Origin of the sequence: Pedobacter agri, assembly GCF_032678665.1 — a bacterium.
In the GTDB taxonomy this organism is placed as follows: Bacteria; Bacteroidota; Bacteroidia; order Sphingobacteriales; family Sphingobacteriaceae; genus Pedobacter; species Pedobacter agri_A.
On record NZ_JAVTSH010000012.1, the window covers coordinates 26,076 to 52,243 of the forward strand.

28 protein-coding genes are annotated in these 26,168 nt (G+C 38.4%); 14 read left to right on the top strand and 14 right to left on the bottom strand.

Going from position 1 to position 26,168, the window contains the following annotated elements; all coding sequences use genetic code 11:
• Nucleotides 1-32 precede the first annotated feature (32 nt).
• The 4 genes from R2Q70_RS20585 (at nucleotide 33) to R2Q70_RS20600 (ending at nucleotide 5,200) form a co-directional block, all read left to right on the top strand.
• Complete coding sequence (locus R2Q70_RS20585; protein WP_316809430.1) at nucleotides 33-929, top strand: hypothetical protein; 897 nt, start codon at nucleotides 33-35, stop codon at nucleotides 927-929.
• A 145-nt stretch (nucleotides 930-1,074) separates the two neighbouring features.
• Nucleotides 1,075-2,844, top strand: coding sequence for a peptide MFS transporter (locus R2Q70_RS20590; protein ID WP_316809431.1), 1,770 nt, complete (start codon nucleotides 1,075-1,077; stop codon nucleotides 2,842-2,844).
• 1 nt (nucleotide 2,845) lies between these two features.
• The gene (locus R2Q70_RS20595) at nucleotides 2,846-4,348 is read left to right on the top strand and encodes a peptide MFS transporter (RefSeq protein WP_316809432.1); all 1,503 of its coding nucleotides are present in this window, start codon (nucleotides 2,846-2,848) and stop codon (nucleotides 4,346-4,348) included.
• Nucleotides 4,349-4,468: 120 nt separating this feature from the next.
• Nucleotides 4,469-5,200, top strand: coding sequence for a polyprenol monophosphomannose synthase (locus R2Q70_RS20600; RefSeq protein ID WP_316809433.1), 732 nt, complete (start codon nucleotides 4,469-4,471; stop codon nucleotides 5,198-5,200).
• Nucleotides 5,201-5,288: 88 nt separating this feature from the next.
• Here R2Q70_RS20600 and R2Q70_RS20605 read toward each other — a convergent pair whose 3' ends face one another.
• The 4 genes from R2Q70_RS20605 to dinB form a co-directional block, all read right to left on the bottom strand.
• The gene (locus R2Q70_RS20605) at nucleotides 5,289-5,801 is read right to left on the bottom strand and encodes a YdeI/OmpD-associated family protein (protein WP_316809434.1); all 513 of its coding nucleotides are present in this window, start codon (nucleotides 5,799-5,801) and stop codon (nucleotides 5,289-5,291) included.
• Nucleotides 5,794-6,912 (bottom strand): Fic family protein, encoded by a 1,119-nt coding sequence (locus tag R2Q70_RS20610; protein WP_316809435.1) that lies wholly within the window; start codon nucleotides 6,910-6,912, stop codon nucleotides 5,794-5,796. Before R2Q70_RS20610 ends, R2Q70_RS20605 begins: the two co-directional genes overlap by 8 nt.
• A gap of 254 nt (nucleotides 6,913-7,166) precedes the next feature.
• Nucleotides 7,167-10,184 carry a DNA polymerase III subunit alpha gene (dnaE, locus tag R2Q70_RS20615; protein WP_316809436.1) on the bottom strand — a complete coding sequence of 1,006 codons (3,018 nt, stop codon included), beginning with the start codon at nucleotides 10,182-10,184 and terminating at the stop codon, nucleotides 7,167-7,169.
• A gap of 37 nt (nucleotides 10,185-10,221) precedes the next feature.
• Entirely contained in the window at nucleotides 10,222-11,532 is a 1,311-nt protein-coding gene (gene dinB / locus R2Q70_RS20620; RefSeq protein WP_316809437.1) for a DNA polymerase IV, read from the bottom strand.
• A gap of 399 nt (nucleotides 11,533-11,931) precedes the next feature.
• Between dinB and R2Q70_RS20625 the strand changes: the two genes are divergently transcribed.
• Entirely contained in the window at nucleotides 11,932-12,456 is a 525-nt protein-coding gene (locus R2Q70_RS20625) for an RNA polymerase sigma factor (RefSeq protein ID WP_316809438.1), read from the top strand.
• A gap of 35 nt (nucleotides 12,457-12,491) precedes the next feature.
• Here the strand turns inward: R2Q70_RS20625 and R2Q70_RS20630 are convergent, their stop codons facing one another.
• Complete coding sequence (locus R2Q70_RS20630) at nucleotides 12,492-12,683, bottom strand: hypothetical protein (RefSeq protein WP_316809439.1); 192 nt, start codon at nucleotides 12,681-12,683, stop codon at nucleotides 12,492-12,494.
• 62 nt (nucleotides 12,684-12,745) lie between these two features.
• Nucleotides 12,746-13,009 (bottom strand): SemiSWEET transporter, encoded by a 264-nt coding sequence (locus R2Q70_RS20635; RefSeq protein WP_316809440.1) that lies wholly within the window; start codon nucleotides 13,007-13,009, stop codon nucleotides 12,746-12,748.
• Nucleotides 13,010-13,215: 206 nt separating this feature from the next.
• Here R2Q70_RS20635 and R2Q70_RS20640 point away from each other — a divergent pair, with 206 nt between their 5' ends.
• From R2Q70_RS20640 to R2Q70_RS20650, 3 genes are all read left to right on the top strand, one after another.
• Nucleotides 13,216-13,773: a ferritin-like domain-containing protein gene (locus R2Q70_RS20640; protein WP_316809441.1), complete on the top strand. Its 558-nt coding sequence runs from the start codon at nucleotides 13,216-13,218 to the stop codon at nucleotides 13,771-13,773.
• Between the two features lie 145 nt (nucleotides 13,774-13,918).
• Nucleotides 13,919-14,722, top strand: coding sequence for an alpha/beta hydrolase family protein (locus R2Q70_RS20645; protein ID WP_316809442.1), 804 nt, complete (start codon nucleotides 13,919-13,921; stop codon nucleotides 14,720-14,722).
• Nucleotides 14,723-14,855: 133 nt separating this feature from the next.
• Entirely contained in the window at nucleotides 14,856-15,503 is a 648-nt protein-coding gene (locus R2Q70_RS20650; protein ID WP_316809443.1) for a DUF4142 domain-containing protein, read from the top strand.
• An 8-nt stretch (nucleotides 15,504-15,511) separates the two neighbouring features.
• Here R2Q70_RS20650 and R2Q70_RS20655 read toward each other — a convergent pair whose 3' ends face one another.
• Nucleotides 15,512-15,688 carry a hypothetical protein gene (locus tag R2Q70_RS20655; protein ID WP_316809444.1) on the bottom strand — a complete coding sequence of 59 codons (177 nt, stop codon included), beginning with the start codon at nucleotides 15,686-15,688 and terminating at the stop codon, nucleotides 15,512-15,514.
• A 95-nt stretch (nucleotides 15,689-15,783) separates the two neighbouring features.
• Here R2Q70_RS20655 and R2Q70_RS20660 point away from each other — a divergent pair, with 95 nt between their 5' ends.
• Nucleotides 15,784-16,134, top strand: a complete 351-nt coding sequence (locus R2Q70_RS20660) for a hypothetical protein (RefSeq protein WP_316809445.1) — start codon at nucleotides 15,784-15,786, stop codon at nucleotides 16,132-16,134.
• 43 nt (nucleotides 16,135-16,177) lie between these two features.
• Here the strand turns inward: R2Q70_RS20660 and R2Q70_RS20665 are convergent, their stop codons facing one another.
• Nucleotides 16,178-16,453 (bottom strand): hypothetical protein, encoded by a 276-nt coding sequence (locus R2Q70_RS20665; protein ID WP_010599681.1) that lies wholly within the window; start codon nucleotides 16,451-16,453, stop codon nucleotides 16,178-16,180.
• Nucleotides 16,454-16,667: 214 nt separating this feature from the next.
• Here R2Q70_RS20665 and R2Q70_RS20670 point away from each other — a divergent pair, with 214 nt between their 5' ends.
• A complete protein-coding gene (locus R2Q70_RS20670) occupies nucleotides 16,668-17,033 on the top strand; it encodes a PleD family two-component system response regulator (protein ID WP_316809446.1) in 366 nt (121 codons plus the stop codon).
• A gap of 114 nt (nucleotides 17,034-17,147) precedes the next feature.
• Here R2Q70_RS20670 and R2Q70_RS20675 read toward each other — a convergent pair whose 3' ends face one another.
• Both R2Q70_RS20675 and R2Q70_RS20680 read right to left on the bottom strand, forming a co-directional pair.
• Entirely contained in the window at nucleotides 17,148-17,798 is a 651-nt protein-coding gene (locus R2Q70_RS20675) for a response regulator transcription factor (RefSeq protein WP_316809447.1), read from the bottom strand.
• An 89-nt stretch (nucleotides 17,799-17,887) separates the two neighbouring features.
• Nucleotides 17,888-18,964 carry a PAS domain-containing sensor histidine kinase gene (locus R2Q70_RS20680; RefSeq protein WP_316809448.1) on the bottom strand — a complete coding sequence of 359 codons (1,077 nt, stop codon included), beginning with the start codon at nucleotides 18,962-18,964 and terminating at the stop codon, nucleotides 17,888-17,890.
• A 201-nt stretch (nucleotides 18,965-19,165) separates the two neighbouring features.
• On the opposite strand from R2Q70_RS20680, the gene R2Q70_RS20685 reads away from it, so the two are divergent.
• A complete protein-coding gene (locus tag R2Q70_RS20685; protein ID WP_316809449.1) occupies nucleotides 19,166-19,378 on the top strand; it encodes a DUF6965 family protein in 213 nt (70 codons plus the stop codon).
• Nucleotides 19,379-19,380: 2 nt separating this feature from the next.
• Here the strand turns inward: R2Q70_RS20685 and R2Q70_RS20690 are convergent, their stop codons facing one another.
• Nucleotides 19,381-19,659: an Rdx family protein gene (locus R2Q70_RS20690; protein WP_316809450.1), complete on the bottom strand. Its 279-nt coding sequence runs from the start codon at nucleotides 19,657-19,659 to the stop codon at nucleotides 19,381-19,383.
• 149 nt (nucleotides 19,660-19,808) lie between these two features.
• Between R2Q70_RS20690 and pta the strand changes: the two genes are divergently transcribed.
• Together pta and R2Q70_RS20700 are read left to right on the top strand one after the other, a co-directional pair.
• Nucleotides 19,809-21,896: a phosphate acetyltransferase gene (pta, locus tag R2Q70_RS20695; protein ID WP_316809451.1), complete on the top strand. Its 2,088-nt coding sequence runs from the start codon at nucleotides 19,809-19,811 to the stop codon at nucleotides 21,894-21,896.
• A 7-nt stretch (nucleotides 21,897-21,903) separates the two neighbouring features.
• Nucleotides 21,904-23,100: an acetate kinase gene (locus R2Q70_RS20700; protein ID WP_316809452.1), complete on the top strand. Its 1,197-nt coding sequence runs from the start codon at nucleotides 21,904-21,906 to the stop codon at nucleotides 23,098-23,100.
• Nucleotides 23,101-23,144: 44 nt separating this feature from the next.
• Here the strand turns inward: R2Q70_RS20700 and R2Q70_RS20705 are convergent, their stop codons facing one another.
• A complete protein-coding gene (locus R2Q70_RS20705; protein ID WP_316809453.1) occupies nucleotides 23,145-23,522 on the bottom strand; it encodes a VOC family protein in 378 nt (125 codons plus the stop codon).
• Between the two features lie 44 nt (nucleotides 23,523-23,566).
• Nucleotides 23,567-24,043 (bottom strand): DinB family protein, encoded by a 477-nt coding sequence (locus tag R2Q70_RS20710; protein ID WP_316809454.1) that lies wholly within the window; start codon nucleotides 24,041-24,043, stop codon nucleotides 23,567-23,569.
• Between the two features lie 79 nt (nucleotides 24,044-24,122).
• Here R2Q70_RS20710 and R2Q70_RS20715 point away from each other — a divergent pair, with 79 nt between their 5' ends.
• The gene (locus R2Q70_RS20715; protein ID WP_316809455.1) at nucleotides 24,123-25,196 is read left to right on the top strand and encodes an aminotransferase class V-fold PLP-dependent enzyme; all 1,074 of its coding nucleotides are present in this window, start codon (nucleotides 24,123-24,125) and stop codon (nucleotides 25,194-25,196) included.
• Here the strand turns inward: R2Q70_RS20715 and egtD are convergent.
• Nucleotides 25,193-26,167 (bottom strand): L-histidine N(alpha)-methyltransferase, encoded by a 975-nt coding sequence (gene egtD, locus R2Q70_RS20720; protein WP_316809456.1) that lies wholly within the window; start codon nucleotides 26,165-26,167, stop codon nucleotides 25,193-25,195. The two genes, R2Q70_RS20715 and egtD, sit on opposite strands and share 4 nt — an antisense overlap.
• Between the last annotated feature and the right edge of the window lies 1 nt (nucleotide 26,168).

A 26,168-nucleotide genomic window follows, 5' to 3' on the forward strand; every position in this document is an offset into this window, starting at 1 on the left:
TGCGGTTTGTTTCTTTAGCATTTTTATCATAAATGAGAATTAAAACAGTATATATTTTTTTAATGATTGCTTTGTTTGGCTTTGACCTAAAAGCCCAGCAAAGTAATCAGAAACTTAATGTCTTTCAGGATACGCTAATCAAAATCTCTAATGCCGCCATGGCAGAAAATTTTGATCAGAAAAAACTGGATCTTAACGGAAAGTTTGTTAAAACTTTGGTTGAGGCTTTGAAAACACCGAGTTCCTTTAGTTATCCTTTTGATTCTTTAAAAAATGTTTCGGTAATCAAGTCTCCGGACCAATCGTTACGAATCATAAGCTGGTACATGCAATTGGAGAACGGTACGTACCGATATTATGGAGCTATTCAGATGAATACAAACAGCGGCCCGCTGAAGCTTTTTCCATTAATTGATCAAACAGAAAACATCAAAGACCCGAATGCGATTGATGATAACCAAAAGTGGTTTGGAGCCCGTTATTACGAGATTATTCCTGTTGTAAGCGGCACTCGTTTGCCCTATTATGTTTTATTGGGATGGAAGGGCAATAACCAAACCACAACAAAAAAGGTGATTGAAATATTAACTTTCAATAAAGATAAAGCTACTTTTGGTGCGCCGGTTTTCGATGGAAAAAACATTAAAGACAAAAACAGATTCATATTTGAATATGCCAAATCAAACGCCATGTTTTTAAAGTCTGATAGAAAAGCAGGTATGATTGTTTTTGATCACCTGGCACCATTTGATTCCGAAATGGTTGGAAAATTTGAGTATTATGGTTCGGATGGCACCTTCGATGGTTTTAAAGTCATCGGAGGAAAATTAAAATTTCAGGAAGGACTGGAACTTAATAATGATCCGAATGCGATGGACGAACTTTATGCCGATCCGAAAAAAAATGTTAAACCCATTAGAAAGTTCTAGCATTTCTTCTTTTCTTAACGGATTCATTATCCGCCCCTAACGCAAAAATTTGTGAGTTTGCCGCTCACTGCCTATATTGCGCCTTACAAACTAGCTTAACAACACACAAATTCTGAATTCATAAACTAACACCAACAAATGTTTTATGCAAACATCCATTGAAACCAAAGACGATTTCTTTAGTAGTAAGGTATTGGGTCATCCGGCAGGATTATTCGTGCTTTTTTTTACGGAAATGTGGGAAAGATTTTCGTATTACGGCATGCGGGCGCTGCTCGTTCTGTTTTTAACTTCATCAATGTTTGGCGACAACCCGGGATGGGGATGGCCAAGAGAGCACGCATTAGCTATTTATGGCTCTTATACTTCATTGGCTTACCTTACTCCAATTTTAGGCGGTTTCATTGCTGATAGATTTATCGGTTACCGCTGGGCCGTAATTCTCGGCGCTTTACTGATGACGTTAGGCCACTTATCTATGGCTTTTGAGTTCAACCCGATTTTCATGTACTTAGGGTTATGTCTTTTGGTAACCGGAAATGGATTCTTTAAACCAAATATGACTTCCATTTTATCTCACATGTATAAAAAACATCCTCAAAAGAAAGATGGCGCTTATACAATTTTTTACATGGGTGTTAATTCTGGTGCCTTTTTAGGAATGCTTTTATGTGGCTACATTGGTGAAAATCCAAATTGGGGATGGAGTTATGGTTTTGGTTTAGCGGGTATTTTCATGTTTGTGGGTATGCTGCAGTTCTACTTCACCAAAAATATTTTTGGCTCAATTGGACTAAAACCAGAAAAAAATAATGTTGTTGTTGATGAAGATGAAGATCCGGCAGAAGCTAAAAGAAATCCTTTTTCGGTTTTCGACATTGTTCTTATTGGGTTAATTTCAATCATCGGATTGGTTTGGATTATCAATGACCCGGCTTCTAAAATTACAGGATCAACTGTGTTTAATTTTAGTGTTGGCAGCTTAACAGGAGACAACGTAGCCATTATTGTTGCGCTAATACTATTCATTTTTATTTTGATTAAGAGAATTGCGCAATATACTCCGCAACTTCGCGACAAAATGATTGTGGTTATTGTCCTTGCTTTTATCACCATTTTCTTTTGGGCATCGTTTGAGCAAGCGGGCGGTTCAATGACAATTTTCGCAAAAGATTATACGGCCAGATTGCTGGAAGGAAATGCGAAAATTATATTTAATGTTGCCAATACCTTAATTACGATAATCCCGCTGGTTATCATTACTTATGTGCTTTTTAGCCTATTCAGAAAAACTTTTGCCAAATTCGCTTTAGGAAATATTATCCTGGCGGCAGGTTTTGCCATTATTTGGGGTTTAGTTATTTACATGCTCAAAAATCAGTATGCCGATGTTAAGGCAGAAGTTCCGGCAACTTGGTTTGGCGTATTAAATTCATTGTTTATTATTTCCTGTGCACCAATTGTATCAAAACTTTGGGAGAGCAAATTTAATCCTACGGCAACGGTTAAAAATGGGTTGGGAATGATTTTATTAGGAATTGGTTTCGCAGCCCTGGCTTATGGCTCAAGTTCCATTCCATCTGGAGCAAAAGTTGCATCTGTGAGTATGATCTGGCTTATTTTGGCCTATTTCTTTCATACCATGGGTGAATTATTTATCTCTCCGGTAGGTCTGTCTTATGTATCGAAATTGGTTCCAGGCAGAATGATTGGTATTATGTTTGGAATCTGGTATCTGGCTATCGCCATTGGTAATAAAATTGCCGGAACGATGGGGGGAGAAATTGATAAGATTACGGCAAAATATTCCATGTCGACATTCTTTTTGATTTTCACTTTGATTCCAATAGGTTTAGGTATTTTCATTATGCTCCTCACTCCTATCATTAAAAAACTAATGCACGGGGTAAAATAACATGCAAATCGCAACAGAAAAAACGCCTTCTATCGAAACTTTAGAAGCGATTCAAAACTTTGAGGGTAAGTACCCAAAACAACTTTGGTATTTATCGTTAGTAGAGATGTGGGAACGTTTCTGCTTCTATGGAATGCGTGGTGTTTTAGCTTTTTTCATGGTTGATCAATTGGGCTTGAGCGATCAGAAATCCAATCTACAGTACGGCGCTATCCAGGCTTTTGTGTATGCTTTCACTTTTATCGGCGGAATATTCGCTGATAAAATTCTAGGATTCCGTAAGTCGCTTTTTTGGGGTGGATCATTGATGATTATTGGTAACCTGATTTTAGCTTTTTCTCCTCAGGATTTATTTTATGTCGGTATAACTTTATCCATCATTGGGACTGGCTTTTTCAAACCAAATATCTCATCAATGGTTGGTGAATTATACCACGAAAAAGATAACAGAAGAGATGCTGGTTACGGGCTCTTTTATGCCGGAATTAACGTTGGCGGCCTTTTAGGTGGTGCAATGTGCATTTACCTTGGCAAGTATGTTTCATGGCATTTGTGTTTTCTTTCTGCGGCCTTAGTAATGGCTTTCGGTTTAGGCACCTTTATTTTCACCAAGAAGTTTCTGGGCCCGATTGGTAATTCGCCGTTATTAAACTTAGAAAAAACAAAACGGACTGCTTACGAAATTGCCGTTTATGTGGGTTCCCTGCTCTGTATTCCGCTCATTTTTATAATGGTAAAAAACACGGCCTATACAGATTACTTCATGTATACCATCGGCATTGTGGCGCTGATTTATTTCATTTACGAAACCGCAATGATTAAAGATATTAAAGCTCAATATAAACTGATTGCAGCTTTTGTATTTATTTTCTGCTATTTTATTTTTATGGCCATCTCTGAGCAAAGCGGTGGCTCTTTATCACTTTTTGCTAAAGACAATTTAGATCATAACTTACTGTTTTTTAACATCGATCCAAATGTGGTAAACAATAGTGTGAATTCATTTTTTGTCATCGTATTTAGTCCGCTGGTTGGTTTATTGTGGATTGGTATGTACAAACGAAAAATTGAACCCAACACAGTGGTTAAATTCGGAATCGGATTTTTATTACTGGCGCTCAGTTTTTATGTATTCTATGCCACCCGGTTTTTTGCAAACGATCAAGGCATTAGCTCACTGAATATTTTCACATTGGCTTACCTGCTGCTAACCCTCGGCGAACTTTGTTTAGGGCCGATTGGCATGTCAATCATCACCAAACTTTCGCCAAAGAAAATGTTTGGAATGATGATGGGACTTTGGTTTTTATCGAGTGCATTTGGCCAGCTTGCTGCTGGTAAACTCGGTGCGGAGATGTCAAGCATTGATAACGCCTCGTTAATGACTAAATTGGTAGCCTATACCGAAGGTTACAAATCGCTTGCGCTTTATTCGCTCATTGCGGGGGTGGCTTTAATTGCCTTTTCTCAACTGGTTAAAAAGTTGATGGGTGAAGTGAGATAAATCAATTCGAAATCAAATCATCAAAGGCCAGAAAGAAAATTTCCGGCTTTTGATTTTTAATAGCTAATTTCGCCCCATTCCAATAAATGGTCTATCGTTATTCTAAAATCTTAATTAATAGTGTCTGATAGTTTAGTAATCATCCCAACTTATAATGAAAAGGAAAATATTGAAAAGATTATCCGCAAGGTATTCTCTTTAACACAACCTTTTCACGTATTAATTATAGATGATGGATCGCCGGATGGAACGGCTGATATTGTTAAGTCGCTACAATCTGAATACGATGGGCATCTTTTTATAGAAGAACGTGCTGGCAAACAGGGTTTAGGAACAGCGTACATTTATGGTTTCAACTGGGCTTTGCAACGAGATTATCAATACATTTTTGAAATGGATGCCGATTTTTCTCATAATCCTGATGATCTTTCGCGGCTGAGAGATGCCTGTGTTCAAGGTGCAGATGTGGCTGTGGGCTCGAGGTATGTAAAGGGTGTTAATGTGGTAAACTGGCCGATGGGTCGTGTGCTAATGTCTTATTTCGCCTCGATGTATGTTCGGTTTATTACCCGTATTACCATCCAGGATGCTACAGCGGGATTTAAATGTTACCGCAGGATTGTATTAGAAACCATTCCGCTTAATAAAATTCGTTTTGTGGGTTATGCTTTCCAAATTGAAATGAAGTTTACGGCGATTAAGTTTGGTTTTAAAGTGGTTGAAGTTCCCATTATCTTTACGGATAGAACAGAAGGCACATCGAAAATGAGCACAAAAATTTTTAGAGAGGCTTTTCTGGGTGTGATTCAAATGAAAGTAAATAGTTGGTTTAGGAATTATAGTCGGAGTTAAGGAGTTGAAAGTAAAAGTTAAAAGTTTGGATGAACTTAAAATGTAATGAAAATACTTCCTTTGCCATTTAAGACTTTCGACTACGGACTTAAGACTTTTTTCCTTTGTTTTCTCTGATCATTGCACCAAAATCTTGTTTCTTCACCATCGCATCTACCGTCATCGCCAATCGTTTAGTCCGGGTCGTTTCTGTTTTTGCTTCATTGATCCACCTAATGAAATAATTTTGATGCGATTTTGGCTGCGCTAAAAACACATCCAGCAATCCGTCGTCATCAGCCAAACACATTTCCAAATCTTCTGGTATATCAATTTTAAAATCCTGATCCTCTTCCAGCCATAATTCAATTTTAGCTCCCGCCTCCTTTTTTAGTTTCTTTCGAAGCGCTGCCTTTAATGCGATAATAAAATCGCCCGCTCCCATTGGTATGGTTGCCACGCCACTAATTTCCAATGCATCAATTTTTCCTTTTACCCTAAAACTGACCTTACAATCTGGTTTGATTTTACTCGCAACATCTGCCGGAATAAAAACATAACTCCAACCTGTTTTTTCGCCCATTTGGTCGAATTTCTCTATTTCAGCTTTGATGTTAATCATGGATTTGAGCAACATTTAATTTATAATGAATACTTCTGCCTCCGCCTGAAACTATAAGCACACCTAATTTTTCCAACTCTTGCAAATCTCTTGTTGCTGTAGCTTTAGACACTTTCGTTAACGAGATGTATTTTTTCGCAGTCATTCCGCCTTCAAAACCATCTGGACCAAAGCTGTACATTTTTTGTAGAACCTTTACCTGCCGTTCATTAAATCTGTTCTTAAATAAGTCAAAAGTCTTGATTTTATTAAGTGTAAAATCAATCATCTCTTTAGCATCAAACTGAGCTGTCAATGCCAAATCAACAAAATAACTCAACCAATCAGAAATATCATTGCTTTCCTGGGCATTTTTCAATGCATTATAATAAGCAGCTTTGTTCCTTTCTATTATTTTAGATAAGCTTAGCATAACTGGCCTTCCTAATGTTTGCGATAGTGCCTTTTCTGCTATGGCACGACCTATTCTCCCATTCCCATCTTCAAAAGGATGAATGCTTTCAAAATATAAATGAGCGATTCCCGATCTTATTACAGGATCTTTAAGCTCATTTATGCCTCCAGGCATAGTTTCATTAAACCATCTTAAAAACACTCTCATTTCATGTAAAACCAGAGCAGATGGTGGAGCTTCAAAATGAATTATTTCTTTATTTAAACCTCCCGAAATCACCCTCATTGGCTCGTTACTCTTTCTCCAAGCACCTACGTTAACCCGGCTGTTTTCTCCAAGTAGTAATATATGCCAATGAAACAACGTACTTTCTTCCAGGGGGGCTTCATAAGTATTTCTTACATCAATCATCAAGTCAGCTATGCCAGAAGCTCGTTTATCTTTAACTATTTCAGCAATTTTATTTATTCCTAAGTTATTCTTAATAGATGACATAACATCTTCTCTACTTAAGAATTCTCCCTCAATCGCTGAGGTTTTTATTGCCTCCGATAAAATTGTTTCTAGAAGAGTTTCTGTTCGAAGATTACTGGGTAATGCTTTTAACAAAGCATTAACTTCGCCAGTTTGTTGTGCAAAATCATACAACTTCCCAGAAATTTTGTCAGTAGAATAACTGAACTTTGGCCAATCAGAAAGCTCCCAATTATATCTCATGAGCCGAATATACGATTTATTCGGCTCAAAAAAAAGGTAAATGATGAGCCGATTAATTCACCTAATCGGCTCATCATTTTACTGAAACAAAGAAAGTTGCCCTTTTTAAAAAAAGAGATTCATTTAAATAGCCTCATTCTATGATCATAATATGAGCTTCTGAATTTGATTTGACTTTATTAATAATTCCCTTCTGAGGGTAAACAACTGCCGAATACCAATCCTTTTTCAATTTTATATTCATACTTCTGTGATTAATCAACCGCAACCGGATTCATCATAATATCTAGCTTGGCGAACTTTAAAACCTCTATGCTCGGGAAACCAAAATCTTCAACAATTTTACCTAATATTAAATAACAGCCCTTCCCTTTAAAGGGATATATCGGCGTTGAGTTTGGAAAATGTGTGGTATCGAAAAAATCTCCGTTATGATCTAAAAAGGTACCAAACCACATTTTGGAATTTTTAATGGTGTGAACCGTTTTTTCACATACATAGTTGCCTACCATCCGAACGGTTTTGCCAATGTACTGATGCATATCGGCAGCCATCACATCTCCGCGATAGCTCGTTTTCAGGAAATCGAACATGTTGAAATTTAAAGGATAACCCAACAGTTCCCATTCAATATAGGCATCTTCAAGTGCTGAATTTTCCAGCTCAGGTAATGTATAACTCTTTTGCGTTACACTAAAAAGCTCCGCCGAATTGATCCGTTTTTGTTTATGCCCCAAGTAGTTATAAATTTCCCAAAGCAAGGTTTTCTTATCTTTTCCGGTAAACCTCAAAGCGCCTAACCGAATTAGCAATATTGCCTGTTCTAAGGTAATTTGAGTCCGTTTGACAAACTGTTCGAGATTCGGATAAGCGCCGTTTAACTGCCGTTCTTTCGGTATAAGTTCGATCAATTTCTGCTCTAATCCTTGTATGCCAACAAAGCCTAAATAAGCATCGTTTTCTTTAATAGTCACCACTTCGTCGCTATGGTTAACACATGGCAAATGCACCTTCGCTCCTGTTTTTTGCAACTCGTGAACGTAAACCCAACGCGTATAAAAACCGCCATAGTTATTTAAAACGGCAACCATAAACTCTTTCGGGTAATAAGTTTTTAAGTACAGGCTCTGGTAACTCTCTACTGCAAAGGAGGCAGAATGTGCTTTCGAAAAACTGTAACCAGCAAATGAAGAAATCTGGCGCCACACTTCAGTAATTAGCTTTTCGCTATGCCCTTTTTTCCGGGCCGATGCAAAGAACTTGTTTACCAGTTCATCAAAAGCAAGCTTAGATCGATACTTTCCACTCATTGCCTTACGCAAAACATCAGCATCAGCCAGATCGAGGCCAGCAAAATAATGGCAAACCTTAATCACATCTTCCTGATAAACCATCACCCCGTAGGTTTCTTTGAGTTGCGTTTTCATTTCTTCGCAGAGGTAAACCACCTTATCGGGTGCATGGTAGCGCTCAATGAATGATTTCATCATTCCTGAACTTGCAACGCCTGGCCTGATGATGGAACTGGCCGCAACCAGGGTTAAGTAATCTTCGCATTTCAGTTTTTTTAATAGTTGTCGCATTGCCGGCGATTCAATATAGAAACATCCAATGGGCTGACCTTCGCGTAAAATCGCATTTAGTTTCGGATCATTTCTAAACGTTTTAAAATCGTGAATATCGATATCGTGATCGCAGTTTCGCTTAATAATTTGCACAGCCTCGCGGATGTGACCAATTCCCCGCTGACTTAAAATATCGAACTTTTCATAACCAATTGCTTCGGCTTCATACATATCCCACTGTACGGTAACAAATCCCTTTGGCGGCATATCCAGCGCAGTATAGTAGGTTATCGGTTCTTCAGAAATCAGGATTCCACCGGCATGAATAGACCGCTGGTTGGGCATATTTTGCATGTAGCGATGTACCGCTGCCAACTTTTTATACGTTGCATTCTGTTGATTCTCTCTTTCCTTCGTGGGATCACTAAAACTATCAATCTCACTTTTAGGCAGGCCCAACACCTTTCCTATCTCCCGAATAATCGCCCGGTCTTTGAAAGTACTCATGGTCCCTAGAAATGCAACATGCCATTTTGGGTACTTGTTGAAGATATATTTTTGGATGGTTTCGCGTTCATCCCAGGCAAAGTCAATATCAAAATCAGGTGGACTAGTCCGCTTTTCGTGGAGAAACCGCTCAAAATACAGGTCAAGCGCTATAGGATCAACATCTGTGATACGCAAACAGTAAGCAACGATGCTATTGGCGCCAGAACCTCTACCCACATGATAGAAATTACACCTGCCGATGGCGTAACGAATAATATCGAAAGTGATTAGAAAATAGGCGCAATAGTTCTTAAGTTCGATGATGCGTAGTTCTTTCTCCATTCGCTCCTGCGCAACCTTATTATCAGGTCCGTAGCGATAAACCAATCCTTTGTATGCTATTCTTCGCAGCAATTTCTGGTCGAATGCTGCACCTTCTTTACTATAAGAAAATCTGTTTTTCGATGTTGGCTGGGGCCCCGATTCAAAGTAAACACTCAGATCACAATGATCCATCAGCCTCTGCGTATTTTCAATGATGAAGGGGAACCTATCGAAACTGCTTTTTAATTGTTCTTCAGTAATCAAAACCTCCTCATGGCTACATTTCGCATCTTCAGGAACCATACTTAAGAGCGTGTTCAATTCGATGGCTCTTAAATATTCGTGCAAACGATATTCGACCTTATTACTCACGGTAACCGGATGCCAAACAACCAGTTTTTCTTTTTTGCCAAGCAGTTGGTGCTGATACAGATGATTAAGCTGTTTCGCTTTTATCCCCACAAATTCATTTAGTTTCAGCTCACGATTGAAGTTTTTTGTAAAAGGATAAATGAAAAATACATCAGAAAGCGAAGGTGCATCGCTGGGCAGAGGTGTACCTTCTATATTGTGGTGGCTTAAAAACTCATTGAGTTCACGCATTCCCTCTTTGTTTCTGGCGATACCGACGTATAACAGATGGTTGTCTCTTCTAAATTCAATACCGGCAATTGGTTTAATTTGATAGGGAATATTACCCGCCTGAATATCATCCGCTTCGCGGGAAATGCCCTGCTGGTAACATTCGCGAATAAACTCCATTGCGCCAGTAGAATTATTGATATCTGTTAGAACCATTTGTCGAACTCCCAAAGCACGAGCTTGCCTCACGATTTCTTTCACATCAATCGTTCCGTATTTTAAACTATATGATGAATGTACGTTAAGGAACATATTCAGTTTGCAGTTCTCAGTTTGCAGTTTTCAGTAATTAATCCAGTTTGGTGGCCGTTCCTAATTCAGCATTAATGAAGGTTCTGATTCTCGATTTTTTGCGCTCCTCAGTTTTATCGGTTTCACCTTCCACAGGCGTTTTGAGTTTATTTTTCCGGGGATTATATTTAATTACCTTGCCGTTTTCATCTCTTTCAGGGCCCTTCACGATACAGGCCTTTACCACCGATTCAATTCCATAGTGATTCCGCACCTTATCCATTGCCTGATATAAATCATACTCCTCCTCTGAAGTATGATATAAACCAATTTGTTCGAAACCACTTACCAAATGTGAAAGTTTGACCCCTATTAACCGCAGCAACATCCGTTTAGAATACAGCTTTTTAAACAGATCATGTGCCTTGGCAATTAAAAATGAATCGAGTGCGGTATATGGAATCCGTGATTGTTGGGTTACGGTTTCGAAATTCGAATAACGAATGGTGACGGTTATGCAGGCCGTGAGTTTCTGCTGACTCCGAAGTTCATAGGTTAAATTGGTAACCATTCCGCTCAGTATGGCCTTCATCTTCGAAATATCCATGCTATCGCTCTCAAAAGTTGTTTGCGTACCAATTGATTTGCGTTCTCTGTACGGTACCACCGGAGAGAAATCTATGCCGTTCGCCTTTTGCCAAAGTCCTAAACCATGCTGTCCTAAAATCTTGAACATCAAATCCTGAGGTATTTCAGCAAGTGTCTGAATCTTTCGAACGCCCATTTCACTCAATTTTTTAAATGTAGCATCACCAATGCCCGGTATCTTATGTATGGCAAGCGGGTTTAAAAAGTCACGTACTTCCGGAAAAGGAATTTCTTTTTCGCCATTAGGCTTACATTCATTGGTTACGATTTTAGATACTGTTTTATTTACCGATAAGCCGAAGGAAATGGGTAAACCCGTTTCTTTAATAATTGTCTGTCGTAATTCCGACGAAAATTTCATACAACCGAAAAACTTATCCATTCCGGTCATGTCGATATAATGCTCATCGATACTGGCTTTTTCAAATAGCGGAACTCGATCGGCAATAATCTCCGTAATTTCATGCGAAGCCTTCGAATAATCATCCATATTGCCCCTAACAAAAATAGCCTGCGGACAGAGCTGTTTTGCCATCCGCCCAGGCATTGCAGCATGAACGCCAAATTTCCGGGCTTCATAGCTGCATGAGGTAACCACTCCCCGATCAGCATTGCCGCCAACAATTACAGGTTTGCCTATTAGCTTTGGGTTTTTCCTGAGCTCCACCGATACAAAAAACGCATCCTGGTCCATATGAATAATCTGTTTTTCCTTGTCCATCACTTTTCTTTCATTAATTTACCACCCCGACTAAAACCATTGAATCAAAAATACTAATAAATTTAGTTTTCAGGACGAGCTTTTTATCCACAAAATACTAACATTTTTAGTTTTATAGGCCCTCGTATTTGTTGCAAAAGTCTTGGATTGCCTATTTTGAAGTAATTAGCCTACACCGGATTCGTATCGCTAAGAATATATGTTAGCCATCTGATTTCAGGTACTTTTTGCTGCCATAACCGACGAATTCACGCTAATATGGCTTAGGAATGTTTACATGATGTTTTTTAATTAAAAAAATTAAAAGTTCCATCAGTAATACTACGCGAATAAATAACATACGACGTTAGCGGTATGATGTTTGTCAATATTTAGGCACATTACCTAAAAATCAAACCTATGAACAAAACAGAATTTAGCAGCATTGTTAACAGCAATGCGAGCTCGCTACGCTCTCACGCTCTTCAGTTTACGAAAGACCTAGATGATGCAAATGATCTGGTACAAGACACCCTGATGAAGGCAATTAGATTCTTCCATAAGTTTGAGGAAGGTTCTAACCTAAAAGGATGGCTTTTCGTAATTATGCGTAACACGTTTATTAACGATTACCGCAAAACAGCAAAGAAAAACGCACTGATTACTACGGAAGAAGAAATTACTTACGCAAATTTGAGTCATAGCGCTACAAGGAATGTGGCGGAGAACAAGTTTATGATGAGCGACATTCAGAAAGCGTTAGATAAACTTCCTAAAGCTTACCGTGATCCATTCGTTCGATATTTTGAAGGTTATAAATATCACGAGATAGCCGAAGAACTTGGTTTACCCATTGGTACGGTAAAAACCCACATCCACCAGGCCAGGCTTGAGCTTAAAAAGAATTTAAAAAATTATAAAAATGATGCTTATTACCGAGCATAAAAAAAGCCTTCCTAATATTGGGAAGGCTTTTTTATTTATTGATCGGCATCCGCGTCGGCACCTTTTTGATCGGTATCTTTATCATCAAGTTGCTTAAACGTTCCGTCTTCGGCATAGGCCTTATCGGCGTCGCTTCCAGCCAAATCATTATCCGGAATTACGCCTGTTTTGCTTTCATCCTTTGTCTGTTGCTTTTCTTGTTCCCCTTTGGGATTTCCATTTTCCATATCCTTAATCTTTTATTAACAACCATTTCTACCGATAAGGGTTTTGTGTTTATGAATTTAGCTTAATAATTATTCCGGTAGCGATATTTTAAAATCAGCATTAAAACATCCATTGAAAAAGAAAAAGCGTTTGTGATGAGAATGGGCCAATCCATAATTAACATTCCGTAATAAAACCATAAACCATTTCCGGTGAGTAAAACGACAAACATAAACGGCGAGACATTAGCTGCCTTTTTGGTTTGCAATGTTTTAACAATCTGCGGGATGATGGCCAATGCAGTTAATACGCCAGCCGTTATTCCAATTACCAATTTTAAATCCATCTTATTTTTCTACACACAATCGCATGATTTCGAGAAAGTTTTGCTTTCGAAAATTCACGTATTTAAATCTTTAATCAATTGATAAAGGCAGGTAGTTAACGTTGCGCAATACGGCTCATCAATGTATTTCTACGCAACGTTTCAAACCATAAAACTATGTGCATTTAATTCAGTTATGTATCAAACATCAACCTAAATATAATATTATGGCAACTACAGCAAAAACGAAAAAAACAAGCAAAACACCAATAGGTAATACAGGTAAAATGGAAGATTCAGCGTTCCATAAATTCTTCGTTGACGAATTGAAGGATATTTATTGGGCAGAAAAGCATTTGGCAAAGGCGCTTCCAAAATTTAAAAAAGCAGCTACAAGCCCTGAACTGGCAAATGCTTTTGAAAAACATGCTCAGGAAACAGAGCAGCATATTCTTACGCTGGAGGAAATTTTCTCATCACTAGATGAAAAGGCTGCAGCAAAAAAATGTGACGCCATGGCTGGATTGCTTGAAGAAGCAAATGGAATTATCGAAGAAACAGATAAAGGTACAATGATTAGGGATGCGGGATTAATTTTGGCAGCACAGAAAGTTGAGCACTACGAAATTGCGACCTATGGTACCTTAGCAGTATTTGCAGAAAATATGGGCCATACGGATGTGGCTGCCTTGCTTAATCAAACGTTAGAAAACGAAAAGGCTACTGACGCTATATTGACGCAAATAGCCGAAGGCGCCATTAACACTCAGGCTGCAGAGGAATAAAAAGTTCTTTCAGCCAAGTAAAAGACTTCCAGTTTTGGAGGTCTTTTTTTTTTAATAAAAATTGCATTCCTTATAGCTATGCAATTTTTTTGACAATGCTAAACAAATATTTGAAACTGCTTGTCATTATTACAAAATCTATACTATGAAAAAGACAATCATATTTGTACACGGCATGTTTCAGAACCCAAAAAGTTGGGAAGGCTGGATTAATTTTTTCGAATCGAAAGGTTATACGTGTATTGCGCCGGCATGGCCCTATCATGATGGAGAACCTGCAGCTTTACGAAACCATATTCCTGAACAATTAGGCGATTTGGAACTGGATGACATCATCACGCCAATTGAAACTGAAATTTTAAAACTTGATGAAAAACCAATTATCATTGGCCACTCCGTTGGTGGTTTAATTGCACAGCTTTTGCTTGCAAGAGGTGTGGTGAGTTCGGCAGTTGCCATCTGTTCTGTAGCGCCAAATAAAATGATCACTTTCGACTGGTCGTTTTTCAAAAATGCCGCAACCATTGCAAATCCATTAAAAGGAAATGAACCAATTCCGATGGATCTGGAAACTTTCAAAGGCGCTTTCGCAAATACTTTAACTGATGCACAAGCGCAGATTGAGTTTGAAAGAACCGCTACTCCGGATAGCAGAAATGTTTTCAGAACCTGCATGACTGATTCGGCAGATATTGATGTTGAATTGCCCCACGCACCACTCCTGCTCATTGCTGCCTCGGAAGATATGATCTGCCCGGCTTCTTTAATTGAGAAAGAACAGCAGGCTTACACGGATGAAAATAGCGTAACAGATTTGAAGGAATTTCAGGGACGAAGCCACTATATCTGTAATGAACCTGGCTGGGAAGAAGTTGCCGCCTACGCATCAGAATGGATTGACAGGCAGATGAACAATATGCCGCTAACCGAAGATTTTAAACAGATTTAGAGAACCTGACACAAAAAAAGCTCATGTTAATCATGAGCTTTTTTATTTTTCTGAAATAATGCAATTAGCGGCTATTTTAAATTTATCGAAACTTTAAAAAGTAAACGGTGTTGATTTTTTAAAAGAATGATATATGAAACTTACCAATTTTACTTTAGCAGCACTTGCATTAACTTTTTTTTTAAGTTGTAGTAATTCAGAAAAAACCGGGGAAAAATCTTCCGATTCTAATGAAAATGCGATAGAGATAGATACCGGAATTACCAAAAACGAAAATGCTGCAAAGCTCGATGAAGCAGATATTGAGTTCTTAAAAAGTGCAGCAATCATTGAAATGGCTGATGTAGAAATCGGAAACAAAATTATCCAGCTGGGTGCTACAAATGATATTTTAACATTTGCCAATACGCTGGTAAAGGATCAAACTGCTTCTGGTAGTGCGTTGAAAAACCTGGCTAAAAAGAAGGGTTTCAGTTTGCCTGGCACATTACCAGATTCAAAAATACAAACAATTAAAAGATTAGAAACTTTTAAAGAGGATGGCAAAAATGAATTTTTTATTGATACCATTATCAAAGACCGCCAGACTACAATTGATCTTTTCGCAGCCGCTGCAAAATCTAAAGATGCTGATATTGCTGCATTTGCCGAGTTGACAAAACCAACTTTATTAAACCATTATGAAGAAGCCAATAAAATCAAGAAAAAGATACTCGAATCGAAAGCTGGCCAGGGAGAAGATCCATTAAAAAAGAGCGATCAGAAAAATTTTAAGGGTTAACAGATCGCTTAATTCGCTTCAATGGCAGTTATATTCTTCACTGCCAACTCCAATGCACCAATTTCATCAGGAAAAAACGGCTGAATAACAGAAAAAGTTATTGCTAATAAAAAAGCAATCAATATACAATAGAAACTAGCCTTGGCGCTATATTCCATTTGTTCGGGTCTTCTGCCTTGTTCCATTTTTATCATAGGGATAGTGACAATCAAGACAATAAATATTGTAAAATGTTTGACGAAACAAAAAATATCTGCTCAGGCTTAAAAAAAAAAACGATATGACATTAAAAACTACAAACAAACCGTACCAATTATTGCTTGATATACTTAGCGCAGCAGGTATGGGTTTAGGCATTTATCTTACTAAACCTTCGTTAGAAAAAAGGCTGTCAAAAAGCTTAAATCTGGCAGATTCGAGCGTAAATAAAACTTTCAAACATTCGCCGGCATCAAAAAGCATCAATCCTATAAATTTTGAACTTGCTGGTTTAGGTGGTATCGCCGCTTATAAAATGTATAAAGGATTTAAGAGGAACAAAAAAGCAAATGTGGTAGAAGGCTTTTTCTTAACTGCAGTGCTGGCTGCCGCTGTAATTTATACAGCAAGCATATCAAAATCTAAAGCTTAAATTATTTTAACGGGACAATAAGAACTGTCCCGTTTAGAAAAAATTAACGAATGGTAGAATACCAATTAATGGGATGCGACCTTAAATTCATTCCATCTCGTTCAATGTGGTATAAGATGATTGGTATTGTGAAATCTATCATTCGTTCAACTTTCTTAGATAATCTTCCAAGAAAATCAATACTAGAGATTCCTTCTTTTAGATGAACATAAATTACCGTCGGCGTTTTAAATTCAAAACGATCGATCATTCCTGGCCATTCGCTTTTAATGCGGTTTAGGAAATTAGGAATTTTAACATAGTCTAGGTTTTTTTCCATATTTCAATTATTTATCCCTTAAATTAAGTAATCAGTTGCAATATTTGAAGCGATTGCTCAACATCAACAACTTTTTTACACAGGGATAAGTAGCCTAAACTCAACAAAATCGTTACCTAAAACCGTAAAAAACACGTAGTAGGCAACGTATTTATACTTAAATTGTTCCGTTTATAGATATTAATTTAGGCGAGTAGACAAACGGTCGATTAAAATGAGCAAGCGGGTTTTAATTCTTGATGATGATTATTCAAATGCGGAAGCACTGGCCTTAATTATGAAAGAAGAAGGTTACGAAGCCTTGTCTATTTTTTCTGCAACAGACTTATTTTCCACCATTACAGCCTTTAATCCGCATATTTTACTTTTAGATATACAATTGGGACAATATGATGGTAGAATCCTTTGCAGAGAACTGAAACACCGAACGGAAACAAAGCACTTACCTATAATTCTTATTTCGGCCATGCTTGCAAGCCAGCTCACCGAAACGAATGCAGAAGAGGATGGAATAATAAATAAACCTTTTGAAATTGAAGAACTCGTTTCGATGGTTGAACGTTTGCTCAAACTCCCTTAGAATGAACAATTGAAAATTCTGAATCCCTAAAGAAATTGGACAATAAGTATTATTACGCAATAATATACTGAATTTAAAAAAGCCCGGATTTCTGCTTAGAAATTCGGGCTTTTTTTAAACTGCGTAACCGTTTAAGATGGAAAACCGTACGAGTGCTGCTGTGTTTTTACAACCTGTCCGATCGATGAGTGCCTGCCTTAATCCCTCAACAGTTCGCCTGCTCAAAAATAGCTTATCAGCCATTTCCTGATTAGTCATTCCCTCGCCGATAAGTTTGAGCACACTTAACTCCCGCTCTGAAAACTGAAGCCTGTGATTTTGTTCGGGAGAAAGCATAACCAACTGTTTATTAAACCTTTCCAGTATAGAAATACACAAAGCGGATGAAACATAGCGATGGCCTTTCATTACATGTTGCAGGCAAAATAATAGTTCATCAGCACCCACACTCTTTAACAGGTATCCGTTTGCACCTGCCAAGAAAGCATTGGATGGATACTTTTCATCCTCCAAAACACTTAAAAGAACAACTTTAAGATTTTTAGACTTCTTTTTGATCAGTGGAATCATTTCAATACCATCCATTTCGGGCATTAAGACATCTGATAAAATGATATCAGCCTGAATGCCAGTATCTATCAAATCAAGCAGCTCACGTCCGTTAGCAACATCTGCTACCACCTCAACCGATTCGTATTTATCCATAAGTGCGGTAAGCGACTCACGCATTAAGTGATGGTCATCTACCAGGATTATTTTGATCATAAACCAAATATAATTGAAGGAATGTAATTCAGAAAACAGGCCAATTTCGATAAGTACGGAAAATGGCTTTTTTGCGCTTATTTAAGTATTTATTTGGGTAATTCTACATAAAATGTAGTTCCTTTTCCAGTCTCGGTATCAAACCAGATTCTTCCGCCGTGAAGCTTTACAATATTATAGATAATGCCCATTCCCAAACCGCCAGAATCTTTGCCTTGCAGGCCAGCTTTAAAACCTTGTTTGCCTCGTTCAAATAAAGTTGATCTGATCTCTTCGGGTATTCCTCTTCCATCATCATGTACCGAAATGATCACACTTTCGCCCAAATCATTTACAGCAATTCCAATTGTACCGTTTTCATCAGTAAATTTTATCGCGTTTGATACCAGGTTATTGATCACCTGCAAAAATTTCATTCCATCAAGCGGAAGGTAGATTTTATCTTTATTGCTCTTAAATTTAAAATTCCTGACTGCCCGAAGCTGCGACCGGCGGTAATACCTTAAAGCATCTTTAAGTTCCCAGACCAGCTCCAACCTGTCTTTACTAATTTCTACTTCGTTTGATTTAATGAACTCATGATTAATCACACTTCTTACCAAACGCGTATTCCGATCGCACATATCCATAATAAACCGAAGCGACTCTTTAAGTTCCTTATCGCCGGTACTGGCTATGCCTCTCTCCATTGATGAAGCCGTTAACTTCATCATTCCTAAAGGTTCTTTTAAGTCATGAGATAAAACTTCAAGCGTAATATTTTTACGGTAATTAACTTGTTCGATATGGAGTTTATTCTGTCTCTCAACCGTTATGTCTTCCACAATACCACATAAAATTATTTCCGACTGCTCAAAGGGATAGATGCTTGCTTTTACATATTTCTCCCTTTTACCATGAAAACTCAACCGAAACTCATACTTTTTAGGCGCCATATCTTCTAGGCACTCTTCGTAACAGGAAACAATATGCTCCCGGTCATCATCATGTGCAGATTCAAAAAGTAGATTTGGATGATATAGAATGGATTCTTTTTCTACTTCCCAAATGTTGGCCAGGCCGGCGTTTACATAGATAAAACGTTCGGTTTGTAAGTTATAGATGAAATAACCATCGCTAGAACTTTCACCAATTTTGCGAAATAATTCAGTGTTTGTTTCAGTCATAAGGATGCATCTCGATTAGAATAGTTAGGCAAATCAGAAACGCAGATTCGTAAAAAAGGTTTTAGTTATTTAATAAAAAGCAGATTATCAGCTATTGAGGTTGTGCATAAAGATGATCTTTCTGAGCGCTAGCGATTTAAAAACAAATTCTGTTTTTTTGGGAATGGACTGAATTTTCATTTGTAACTTTACCTCATGACAATGCAGGAACTTCAGGAGCTGGAAGATTTTTTCGCCAATGCTGGCAAACAACAAGTGCCCATCTTTTTAAATCAGGCCACTGAAATAAGTGATTACGATCATTTTCTGCAAAGCCACTTTCAGCCATTAAAGGCAAATCTTACTTCTAAAGTTAACCAACCACTAATTTACAGGCTGAAAACCTTAAAATTAATTATTGAATCAAACGCCTAGGTTTATTTATGATCGCTGTGCCCCAAGTCCATACCGGGACTTACATGATCACGAACCAAACGTTTTAATTCTTTGATTTCCGGAAATCGTTCCATCGCCTTTCTGTCGAAAATTAATTCCTCGTTTACAGAAACATAAAATGCACCACCGGTTTCACTCGGAACCAACATTACGCCCTTAATCTCGTCGGTAAAGGTACTTAATAATTCCTGCGCCATATAAGCCGACCGAAGCATCCAGCCGCATTTTGGGCAATATTCAATAGTGATGATGGGTTTCATGCTGCCAATATAAAAATATCTTTTCTTAAGCTACGTCATTTCTATGCCTGAGCTAAATCCTGCGGATTTATTTTTTAATATAGAATTAAAAAAATTATCAACTATATTGGCGAAAGTTGGTTATTGTAATCAGTATTATCCTATTTTTTATGACGAAAAACATCTTTATCGCATCTGCAGAACCCTATACCGGAAAATCAGTGATTGCATTTGGCATGATTAATATGCTGCTGGCTAAAACCCAGAAAGTAGGTTATTTCAAACCCATCATTGCACAAGAAGATCCTAGCAAAAGGGATGAACATGTTGAAGCCATGCTCGACTATTTTTCGCTTCCTATCCGTTATGAAGATGCTTTCGCATTTACGCGACAGGATATGCTGCACCAGGCAGAAGATAGCGGGACGATTATTAATACCATCATCAGTAAATACAAAAAGCTGGAAGATAATTACGATTTTACGGTTATTGAAGGAAGCGATTTCCTGGGCGAAGGCAGTGCCTTTGAATTTGAATCAAACGCCCTGATGGCGAAAAACCTTGGTGCTCCTGTATTAATCGTAGTCTCCGGAAAAGGGAAAACAGCAAGCCAGTTATTTAAAAGTGCCATTAATATATACCGGAACTTTTTGTTAAGAGATGTTCAGGTGTTGGGTGTTGTGGCCAATATGGTTAATCCGGAGGAAGCCGAGCGGATTAAACAAGCCTTAACTAACCAATTACCGCCTGAATTATTGATAGCAGTAATTCCAATTGAAAGTGGCTTGCAAAGCCCTACAATGAAAGAAATTGCAGCAGCTTTAGACGCTGAAATTTTATTCGGAGCAGATTTATTGGATAACCAGGTAGATAATTTTGTAACCGGTGCGATGATGCTGCCCAATTTTTTGAGGCACATTAAAGATAACTTGTTAATTGTAACACCTGGAGATAGAGGCGATATCATCATTGGTTCACTGCAGGCCAATCTTTCAGCCAACTATCCAAAAATCGCGGGCATCGTACTCACAGCAGGCAGTTTGCCTGATGAGCCGATGATTAAATTAATCGAGGGTTTGCAAACCATTATCCCAATTATTGCGGTACAAAAAGGCACTTTTGAAACGACTACAACTATTGGGTCCATCCACTCTAAAATTACTATCGATAATAAAAAGAAAATTGAACTGGCCATCGATATTTTCGAAAAACATGTTGATTTAAAAGCGCTAGATGATAAGATTATCACTTTCAGTTACCAGGGAATTACCCCGCACATGTTCCAGTACCAATTGGTGAAATGGGCTAAACGGGAGAAAAAACATATTGTTCTACCTGAGGGAAATGACGAACGGATATTGAAGGCGGTAGAAAAACTCATTGCTCAGGATATTGTCGACATTACTTTGTTGGGCGATCCGGTAGAAATTGGAAATTCAATTAAACGACTTGGCTTAAATTTAGATGCAAACGCCATTCACATCCATAATCCAGCGCATTCTGAGCAATACGATGGGTATGTAGAAACTTTGCATGAGTTGCGTAAGGCTAAAAATGTAAACCTTGAAATGGCCCGCGATATGATGACCGATGTATCCTATTTCGGCACCATGATGGTTTACAAAGGCGATGCCGATGGAATGGTTTCGGGTGCGGTTCATACCACGCAACACACCATCCGCCCTGCGTTACAATTCGTTAAAACCCGGCCAGGTGTTTCTGTGGTGTCATCTATATTTTTCATGTGTTTGCCAGAACGTGTAGCCATTTTTGGCGATTGCGCTGTAAACCCAAACCCAACCGCACAGCAGCTTGCCGAAATAGCCATTTCATCAGCCGAAAGCAGTGCCAAATTTGGCATTGAGCCAAGAATCGCCATGTTATCCTATTCATCGGGCACATCAGGCGAAGGTGAAGACGTAGAGCGGGTAAGAGAAGCTACCGCAATTGTGAGGGAAAGATATCCGGAGTTGAAAATCGAAGGTCCTATTCAATATGATGCAGCGGTTGATCCAATTGTGGGCAGACAGAAGATGCCAAACTCTGAGGTTGCCGGCAGGGCGAGTGTATTAATTTTCCCTGATCTAAATACAGGAAATAACACTTACAAAGCAGTGCAGAGAGAAACTGGTGCTTTAGCCATCGGCCCAATGTTGCAGGGTTTAAATAAGCCAATTAACGATTTAAGCCGTGGCTGTACGGTAGACGATATTTTTAACACGGTAGTGATTACGGCAATACAATGCCAGGATTTATAAAATTAACATGAACATTTTAGTCATCAATTCAGGGAGTAGTTCCCTAAAATATCAGCTCTTTAAAATGCCAGTGAAAGCCCCCATCTGTAGCGGATTGGTGGAACGCATTGGCATCGAAGGATCATATATTAAACACACCGTATTTAGCGATGCAGAGAAATTTGTAACCGAGAAAACAGATTTCATTGCTGATCATGGCGATGGTTTGAGCCAGGTTTTGGCCTTATTAACCGAAGGAGAACAGGCGGTAATAGCCAGTCCGGATGATATTGCAGCCGTAGGCCACCGCGTGGTGCATGGAGGAGAGCATTTTTCTGGTCCAACCTTGATTACTGAGGAAGTTAAAAATCAGATTAAAAAACTGTTCTCACTTGCGCCGCTTCATAATCCGGTAAATTTAAAATGTATCGAGGTAGCTGAACAAACTTTTCCAAATGCAAAACAAGTGGCTGTTTTTGATACCGCTTTTCATCAAACCATTCCGCAGCAAGCCTTTCGATATGCCATTCCTGATCAGTACTATAAAGAACATGGCATTAGGGTTTATGGATTTCATGGCACCAGCCACAAGTATGTGAGCGAGCAAGCCATCAAGTGGCTGGATAAAAAAGATTCAAAAATCATTACCATCCATTTGGGTAATGGTTGTAGCATGACGGCCGTTCGCGACGGCAAATCAATTGATACAAGCATGGGTTTTGGACCATTAAGCGGGCTGGTAATGGGTACACGCTCTGGCGATATCGATCCATCTGTTATTTTTCATTTGATTGAACATGCAGGTTACAGCCTCGATCAGCTGAGCACTTTATTTAACAAACAATCAGGATTGTTGGGTGTGGGTGGCTCGAGCGATATGCGTGATATCGGCAAACTTGCTGCCGAAGGTAAAGATGGTGCAATATTATCACTTGAATTATATGCCTACCGCATTAAGAAATTTATTGGTGCCTATGCTGCCGTTTTAAATGGTTTAGATGCCATTGTTTTTACAGCAGGTGTTGGCGAAAACGACAAATCTATGCGGGCAGCAGTTTGTGAAGAGTTAAACTATTTGGGTATCGACATGAACAAAGCAAGCAATCTGGAATATTCTGGTGGGATTGCTGATGTCAGTTCAGATGAATCGAAGGTAAAAATCCTGGTGATTCCGACCAATGAGGAATACGAAATTGCGCACCAGTGTTTTGGTTTATTAGCGTAAAAAAATCCCTCATCAGGAAGTGTCTTTTGATGAGGGATTATAATTTAACCTTCCAAAATGGATAAAATATTTCCAGATGGATCTTTGAACCAGGCGATTTTAGGCCCGTCCGCACCTCTCGATATTCCTTTTTTGTCGGTTTTGATGTATTCCGAATGATATTGTTCGAATTTTATGCCTTTAGCGGTTAAATCATCAACAGCTTGCTCAATACTTTCTACCGGGAAATTTAATACGGTGAAGGTTGCAGGTTCATGATCATCTTTTGGATAAAGCATAATATTTTCGGCATTATCTATTACCAATTCTAATATGCCCATTTCTCCAACTTTGGTTTCCAAACCGATTGATTCATAAAACGCTTTTGCTTCTTCTATATTTTTAACAGAAAAAGAACTAAATGACTTGCTTGTTTGCAACATGATTATAGGAATTAGTTAAACAATATGTAGAGCGTTGTATTCAGTTAGCTTTTCCAGGCGCCGATTAATCGTCTAATCACAATAATTTCTGCAATGTGGTAGGCATTGTGATCGGCTATTTGTAATGCTTCGCGTAAAAGTGTTTGTCCTTGCCCATGTGGAATTTCGAGGTAAAGATCTTCAGTTTCGATCAGCTCAATAAATTCTAAAAGATCTTTTTCAATGCTGGCAATGGTTTTATTCCAGGCCTCCATACTTTCAGGCGCAACTTCTTTAGGCCAATACTCATCGGGCCATTTCGGCGATTGATGATTTCCGTCTTTACTAAACTCCAACATATCCCATTGAGCAATCCGGATATGTTCCGCTAACTGCCAAATGCTATACGGTAAATGATCAGGTTTTTGCGAAACCTGTTCCACACTTAAATCAGCTAGTGCTTCTTTTAATCCAACGTGTGCGCCTCCTCCATTTAATAATTTTTTGAGTTCGTTGATTAGAATTGAGGTATGATTTTCCATGGGTTTTATAAATGTTCCAAATGTTCAACAAAATAGAAAGCTGATGGTTTGGAGTTGTAATTTTCTATTACTTTTGAATATGAACTTTCAAGATATCTTCCCTGTACTTAAAGAATATACTTATTTTAATACCGCCTATTCCGGAATTTTATATCAACCATTGATAGACTGGCGCCAGCAGCATGATCAGCAATATTTAGCTGCAGGCAGTAATTTTAGGTTAGAAAGCGGCACCCTCATCGAAAAGTTAAGACTAAAACTAGCTGAAATTTTTCAGGCTACAAACGTATTTCTCACACCGAACTTTTCGTTTGGCTTTAATACTTTGCTCAATGGGCTGGCAAAAAATCAGCGCTTTTTGTTGTTAAATGAAGATTATCCCTCTCTAGCCTATCCTGTAAAATCCAGTGGTTTTGAATTTCAAGAAGTCCTGATTGATGAAAATCTTGAAGAAAATATCTTGAAAGCAATTGAATCTTTCAAACCGACTGCGTTTGCGTTTAGCATGGTGCAGTACATCAGTGGTTATAAATTATCAGAAGGTTTCATTAAACAAATAAAACAAAGTTATCCGCAGCTGCTTCTGATTGCCGATGGCACACAATTTTGTGGCACTAAAGCATTTAATTTCAAAGAATCAGGACTGGATGCCATGCTTTCCAGTGGTTACAAATGGCTCCTTTCGGGTTTTGGTAACGGTTTTTGTTTTTTATCAGATCATCTTGTTGATGTACTTTATCAGGAAAAATCGGCTGAAAGCTTACCAACTGCGCCTTTTTTACAAGGTAAAAGCCATTTAGCGATGAGTTTCGAGCCTGGTCACCTGGATACCTTAAATTTTGGCTCGCTAAATTACAGCCTCAATTTCCTGCAAGCTATCGGTTTTGAGAATATTGAGAAAAGTAATCAGCAGCTTTGCAATCAAGCTAGAGCGGAATTTTATAACAGAGGCTTGCTGCCTGAGTGGATGGTTAGCAGGCAAAGTCAATCAACGATTATCAGTCTACCCTTGAAAGCGGAAATGGTAGAAAATCTGGCGAACGCAAAAATTCTATGTTCAGCAAGAGGTGCCGGGACAAGATTTTCATTCCATTTTTATAATACTTTGGATGATTTACAACAGTTGCTTGATGTAATTGATGGAAAAGATTAATCCACTTTCCAAACGGCATCAACAAAATATTCCCGGCGATCGAAAAAGCGATGCATTGGCGTAAATCCTGTTTTACTTGCTAGTGCATCAATATCTGCTAGTGAATATTTTTGTGATATTTCCATATAAATATGCTCGTTCTTATTGAAGCGAATGGTTTCGTCGCCGATATTTACTCGTTGATCGTTCAAACTAATTAAATAACTTTTACAGGCGCCACTTTCCGGATCGTAGGAAGCATAATGATCAAAATTTGAAACGTCGAAATCGCCATCCAGTTCTCTGTTGATTCGATTGAGCAGGTTCAGGTTAAAAGAGCGGGTAATTCCAGCCGGATCGTTGTAGGCAGCTAAAATTTGTTGCGGATTTTTCTTCAGGTCAAATCCAATAATCAACAAATCATTTGGAGAAAGCTCCTCCCGCAAATCGCGACAAAAGTTTTCCGCTTCTGCCAAATCCATATTGCCAATATTAGCACCCATAAACAAAACCACTTTTCGACAGTTAGAAATAGCCTTTGCCTTTTCCAGCATTTTAAAATAATCACCATTTAAACCCTGAATTTGCAAAGCAGGTAATTTTTTAGGTAAATTTTCTTCTAAATCAGCAATTACATGTCCGGAAATATCGATTGGTAAGTAGGTGAAACTTAACTGCGCTTGTAGCAAAGCCTTTAATAAATGAATGGATTTGGTGGCATCACCTGCACCAAGCTCAATTAAATCGAAAGCATCTTCACCTGAAGAAATCAAAGTAGCCAGCTTAGCCGATTGTTCCTGAAGAATTTCCATTTCCGAATCGGTAAGGTAATATTCTTTCATGTCCATAATCTGCTGAAAAATCTGGTCGCCTTTTTCATCGTAAAAATATTTGGAGCTTAAGAATTTTGGTTCAGCTTGTAAACCAGCTAAAACATCATTTAAAAACTGCGAACCAACCGGAACCATACGTTTTGTAATCATCGTATCCATA